The 5,673-nt window shown below is 67.9% G+C and carries 4 protein-coding genes; 2 read left to right on the forward strand and 2 right to left on the reverse strand.

Annotated elements, in window-relative coordinates; genetic code table 11:
* Nucleotides 1-353: 353 nt before the first annotated feature.
* Both AC5RWT_RS33935 and AC5RWT_RS33940 read right to left on the reverse strand, forming a co-directional pair.
* On the reverse strand, nucleotides 354-1,670 hold the full coding sequence (locus tag AC5RWT_RS33935; protein WP_494084058.1) for a class I SAM-dependent RNA methyltransferase: 1,317 nt from the start codon (nucleotides 1,668-1,670) through the stop codon (nucleotides 354-356).
* Entirely contained in the window at nucleotides 1,667-3,640 is a 1,974-nt protein-coding gene (locus AC5RWT_RS33940) for an APC family permease (protein WP_494084059.1), read from the reverse strand. The genes AC5RWT_RS33935 and AC5RWT_RS33940 overlap by 4 nt, the downstream gene beginning before the upstream one ends.
* A gap of 603 nt (nucleotides 3,641-4,243) precedes the next feature.
* Here AC5RWT_RS33940 and AC5RWT_RS33945 point away from each other — a divergent pair.
* Complete coding sequence (locus AC5RWT_RS33945) at nucleotides 4,244-5,254, forward strand: NAD(P)-dependent alcohol dehydrogenase (protein WP_494084060.1); 1,011 nt, start codon at nucleotides 4,244-4,246, stop codon at nucleotides 5,252-5,254.
* Nucleotides 5,255-5,313: 59 nt separating this feature from the next.
* On the forward strand, nucleotides 5,314-5,673 hold a 360-nt coding region (locus AC5RWT_RS33950), incomplete at its 3' end, for a substrate-binding domain-containing protein (RefSeq protein ID WP_494084061.1).

Raw genomic sequence — 5,673 nt, forward strand, 5'->3', positions numbered from 1 at the left:
CCACATTACTCATAACAGGACTCCTCTCGCCACACTTTATCTTTGTCCGGGCGGCAACCACCCGCTAGTTAGGCGTCCCTAAGTGTGAAGGGACCGCAAGCGGGATCGTCCCTGGTCGTGGTGCAGGCCAAAACCCGCAGAATCGACAACCCGGAGACACCATGTTTCGCCCGGCACCGCTGCTTCCATCCTAGCGGCTAGCCCGTTCCCGGGAACCGGAGCGCCGCCCGAGGCCTGGCTCACAATCAGGATCGGCCCGGACTGCAACGCCGGCACCGGTGTGACAAGGGATGGGGCTCCGTGCGCCCGGTCCCGGCCGCGTGGACAACGGCCGGGTACAGCCGCCGCAGCGCTTAGCTGCCCCCCGGCGTCAGCACGGCGAAGGATTCCATATGGTGCGTGTGCGGGTACAGGTCGAAAACCCGCAGCGAGTCCAGGTGCCACCCCAGCTGCCCAAAGTAGCCAAGGTCGCGGGCAAATGATGCCGGGTCGCAGGAGACGTAGCCAACCACACGGGGGTTCCGGGCGGCCACCGCCTGCACCACGGCCTTGCCCGCACCGGCGCGGGGCGGATCAAGCACGACGGCGTCCAATACCTTCGCCTGCGAGCGCAGCACCCGCTCCACCTTGCCTTGGACGATCTCGACCTGGCCGAAGCCGTGCAGGTTTTTCCGAGCGTCCTTGCTGGCCGCGGGCGAGCCTTCGACGGAGAGCACGTTGCCGGTGACGCCGACGGCGTCGGCCAGCGGGGCGGTGAACAACCCTGCACCGGCGTAAAGGTCCGCCACCCGCTCCCCCGCCCGGGGCCCGACGCCGTCCATCACCGCTGCCGTCAAGGTGGCAGGTGCCAGCCGGTGGATCTGCCAGAAGCCGTCTCCAGTCACCCGGTACTGGTGCAGACCGCTGGTTTCGGAGACCCAGGTGCGTCCGCGCAAGCGGGTGAGCCGTCCCGGCTCGGGCTCCCAGGAGGCCACCGACACTCCCGGTTCGATCCGTTCGGCGATCTTCGCCAGCCGTCGAGGCGTCGTTCCCGCGGCGGGTACCAACAGCACCAGCGGAGTGCTTCCGTCAGCCGGCGCCGCCACTTCCACCCGGTCCAGCCCGCCCAAGTCCAACTCCCACAAGCGCAAGTCGTTGACGGCATCCACGGCGAGCGGCATCGCCTGCACCGGAATCAACTCGTTTGACCGGTGCGCGTGCATCCCGAGGCGCCCGTCCGGGCCCACACCAAAGGCTGCGCGCGTGCGCCAGCCGAGTCCGTCGTCGTACTCCCCCGCCGGGGCCTCCACGGTGACTTCGCGATCCAGCTTGGCCAGCCGTTGCAACTGCTCGGCGAAGATCCGGCCCTTCAGGCGGCGCTGGGCGGCCAGGCCAATGTGGCCGAATTCGGCGCCGCCCACGGCCGGGCGTCCCGCTTCCGCCGCGGCCAACGCATCGGCGGGCGCCCAGGGATGCGCCACGCGGTCGGCGGACGCCTCCAGCACCTCAACCGTGTCCGCCCGCCAGAACCCTGCGTCCGCTCCGCCGTCGGTCACCCGTGCCAGCACCCGTTCGCCGGGGAGCGCATGCCGGACGAACACTACCCGGCCCTCGTGCCGGGCAACGAAGTGCCCTCCGTGCGCGGGAGCACCGACGGTTAGTTCGATCAGCTGGGGTGCGGGTTGGGTCATGGAAGCTCCTGGTAGCGGCGGACGGAATCGGAGGAGGCGAGCTGCCACGGGACACTGGCCACCATGACGCCGGGCTCGAAATGCAGCCGGGTTTTGATCCGCAGCGCGGTCTGGTTGTGCACCAGCTGCTCCCACCAGCGTCCCACGACATACTCGGGGATGTAGACCACCACCAGCTCGCGGGGGGAATCCCTGCGGACGCTTCTGATGTAGTCGATGATGGGCGTGGTGGTTTCCCGGTATGGAGAGGCGAGCACGGTGATCGGAACCGGGATGTTGAGCTTCTCCCAGTCGCGCAGGGTCTGTTCGGTCTGCTCGTGGTCCAGGTCCACGACCACCGCATCAAGCCGGGACGGCCGTGAGGCGCGCGCGAAGGCAAGCGCCCGGAGCGTTGGTTTACGCACGTGCGAGACCAGGATGACGGCGTGCACCCGGGAGGGCAGCGCGGTGGCGGGCTGGTCCGGATCGACGGCCAGCTCGCGGGCCACCCGGACGTAGTGGCGGTTGATGCTGTGCATGACCAGCCAGAGCGCCGCAATGCCCAGCACGGCCAGCCAGGCGCCGAAGACGAACTTGCTCACCAGCACCACCACCAGCACGGTGGCGGTCAGGATGAAGCCCACCATGTTGATGAGCCGCGAGCGCAGCATCCGCCGGCGCACGGGGCGGTGCGGCGTGGACCGGATTTCACGCGACCAGTGCCGGATCATGCCCAGCTGGCTGCAGGTGAAGGACACGATCACGCCGACCACGTAGAGCGGGATCAGCCGGGTGACGTCGGCGTTGAAGATCAGCACCAGCACCACGGCCGCGGCCGCCAGCGCCAGCACGCCGTTGCTGTAGCTGAGCCGGTCCCCGCGGGTGCGCAGCTGACGGGGCAGGAAGCCGTCGGTGGCGAGGATCGAAGCCAGCTGCGGGAAGGCGTGGAACGCCGAATGGCTGGCCAGCACCAGGATGGCAGCGGTAGCCGCCACCGTCAGGTAAAAGAGCAGGGCGCCGCCGCCGAAGACCGTCTCCGCCAACTGGCTGAGCACCGGGGACTGGAAGTAGCCGGCCGGCAGTTCCGCGCCGTGCAGTCGCAACTGGTCGGCGGGGACCTGCACCACCCTGACCTGTGTCGCCTGCGCCAGGTACATCACCGCCATGGTGATCACCGTTGCGGTGATGCCCAGCACCAGCAGTGAAAAGCCGGCGTTCTTTGCGCGCGGCTTCTCGAAGGCGGGAACATTGCTGGCCGGAGTCTCCACACCGGTGAGGGCCGCAGCACCCGTGGAAAAGGCGCGCAGCACCAGTAAGGCACCGGCCAGACCGGTCAGGCCTGCCTCCAGCCCTGGTTCGGGAACGACGTCGAACGCTGCGCTCGGTGCCTCGCCCAGGCTTCCGGCGAGGTCAAGGACAAAACCGGCCAGGCACATCAGCAGCACGGTGCCAACAAAGATGTAGGTGGCAATAGCCACGGTCCATCGTCCGCGTCCCAGCCCGCGCAGATGGAGCAAGGCCAGCACCGCGATGCCCGCGACGGCCGCAGCCGGCTGCCAGCCGTTCAGCGCGGGAATGGCAGACACCACATAGTGGGCCGCGGACGACATGGACACGGCCACGGTCAGCACGTAGTCCAGCATCAGCGCCGAGCCCACGGTAATGCCCGCCGGCCTGCCCAGGTTCTTGGTGGCGATCTCGTAGTCACCGCCGGACGGATAAGCAAGGATGCTCTGCCGGTAGGAGGCCACCAAGACCAGCAGCACCACCATGACCGCGAGCCCGACCCAAGGAGAAAGGGCGATGGCGGCAACCCCGGCCAGCGCCAGCGTGAGCAGGATCTCGTCCGGGGCATAGGCCACCGAGGACAGGGCGTTTGCGGAGAAGACCGGAACCGCCAGCCGCCGCGGCAGCGCGTCCTGCTTCAGTCGTTCGCTGCGGAAGGGTTTGCCCACCAGGACCCGTTTGAGGGCGTCGAGAAATGTCAGCACGTTTGGCTCGATACAACGTGCACGTGGGGCCGATTCTTCACGGCTTCGAGTCTATGCCAGCGAAAGGGCGCGGACGCTCGGCAATCCGGTGGACCGCGGCAGCGCCTGCCGCCCCGGCTGACCGCCGGTTTCAGAGGCGTGAGGCTGCACCGTGTTCCGGGACGAGGCAGAACTCGCGGAATGCGCGGGCGCGCTTGGTGAGCCGGGCTGGGCGCAACCGGGATGGGCGACACGAGGACATCTACGATGACGTCGCCACCGCCCTGACCGAAACCGCGAAGGGCCATGCCCATGGGGGTCGGCCTGGACGAGAGCAACGCGCCCGGCCCCTGCCAATCGTCATGTACTCCAGCGTCGACGAAGCCGTCGAAATGGCCTACGCCCTTGAGGTCGGCCCCGGTCCAGGGTGGTGGGCGGGCGCCAGGGAACCACCCTGGTGCTGCCCGCCACCTGCTCGCATCGCCTGTAGGGGCGTCGAACGATTCCTGCGATTTCATAGCCGCAGCGGCTCTGCCCGGGTTAGCATATGCGTGTGAATGTGTGCTTCATCACACCAATATTCGGGGCCGATTAACCCAAGGACTGCTGGCTAAGGAGTCTTAGATGGCCAATGCCGCCGCCGTGATGACCGGCCTGGGCAGCATCGAGATTCAAGAGCGCCCGGTGCCGGAGCCTGGTCCGGGGCAGGCCGTGATCCGGGTGGAAGCGGTGGGGGTGTGCGGCTCTGACGTCGCCTATTACCGCTACGGCAAGATCGGCCCCTTCGTCGTTGACGGACCGTTCATCCTGGGCCACGAGGTTTCCGGCGAGGTGGTCGCCGTCGGCGATGGGGTCGGCAATGTCCGGGTCGGTGACCGGGTGGCCGTGGAGCCGGGAACGCCGGACCGCAGCTGCGAGGAATGCCGGGCAGGACGCTACCACCTCTGCCCAAACCTTGAGTTCCTGGCCACCCCGCCCTACGACGGCGCACTGCTGCAGTATCTGGCCATGGACGCCCGTTGCTACTTCCCGATTCCGGACTCGATGAGCTACGAGGAAGCCGCGCTGCTCGAGCCGCTGTCAGTGGGCCTATGGGGCTGCCAGCGGGCAAACCTTCAGGCCGGGGACGACGTGCTGATCACCGGCGCCGGGCCGGTGGGGCTCCTGGCCGCGGAAGCGGCGCGGGCGTTCGGCGCCGGTAGCGTCACGCTTACGGATATCTCCGAGTACCGGCTGGGCGTGGCCCGCGACCACGGATTCTCGGTGGAGAAAAGCGACGCGCCTGCCTCGCGGACCTACGACGTGCTGCTGGAATGCTCGGGCGCCAACGGCGTCCTCGCCTCCGGGCTCAGCCGGTTGCACGAGGCCGGGCGGGCCGCTGTCATCGGTTTGGCCAAGGCCGACGAAGTGCCGCTGCCTCTGTCCACGCTCAATTGGAAAGAGATCACCATCTCGATGGTGAACCGCTATAACAACACGTGGCCGCTGGGCATTGCCCTGGTTTCCTCCGGCCGGATCAATCTGGAAGGGCTGGTCACGCACAGCTTTTCACTGCCGCAGACCGCGGCTGCACTGGACAATACCTCCACCGAACCCGAATCGCTCAAGGCGATGATCTACCCTCAGCGGCTCTGACCGCTGCCGGAAAGGCAACCAAGGGCAACGCGGCACACCACCAGTACAGAGGAGTTCCGATGAAGAAGTACACGCAGGGAATCCTGGGCGTTACCACCGCCCTGTTTCTGGCAGCCGGCATGACCGCTTGCGGCGGGGGCGGCGGGGGCGGCGGCGCTGGCGGAGGAGGCGGCGGCGGGGGCAGCGCCAGCAGCGCCCAGGCCGCGGGCAAGATCGCGTTCCTGATGCCGGACCGGGCTTCGACCCGCTATGAGCAGCAGGACAGCCCGCTGTTCAAGGCCAAGGTGCAGGATCTGTGCGGCGGTTGCGAGGTGCTCTACCAGAACGCCGACGGCGACGCGAACAAGCAGCAGCAGCAGGCCAACGCCATGATCACCCAGGGCGTCAAGGTCCTGGTCCTGGACCCGGTGGACAGCACC

The sequence above is a fragment of the Arthrobacter sp. Dra40 genome, assembly GCF_059091905.1.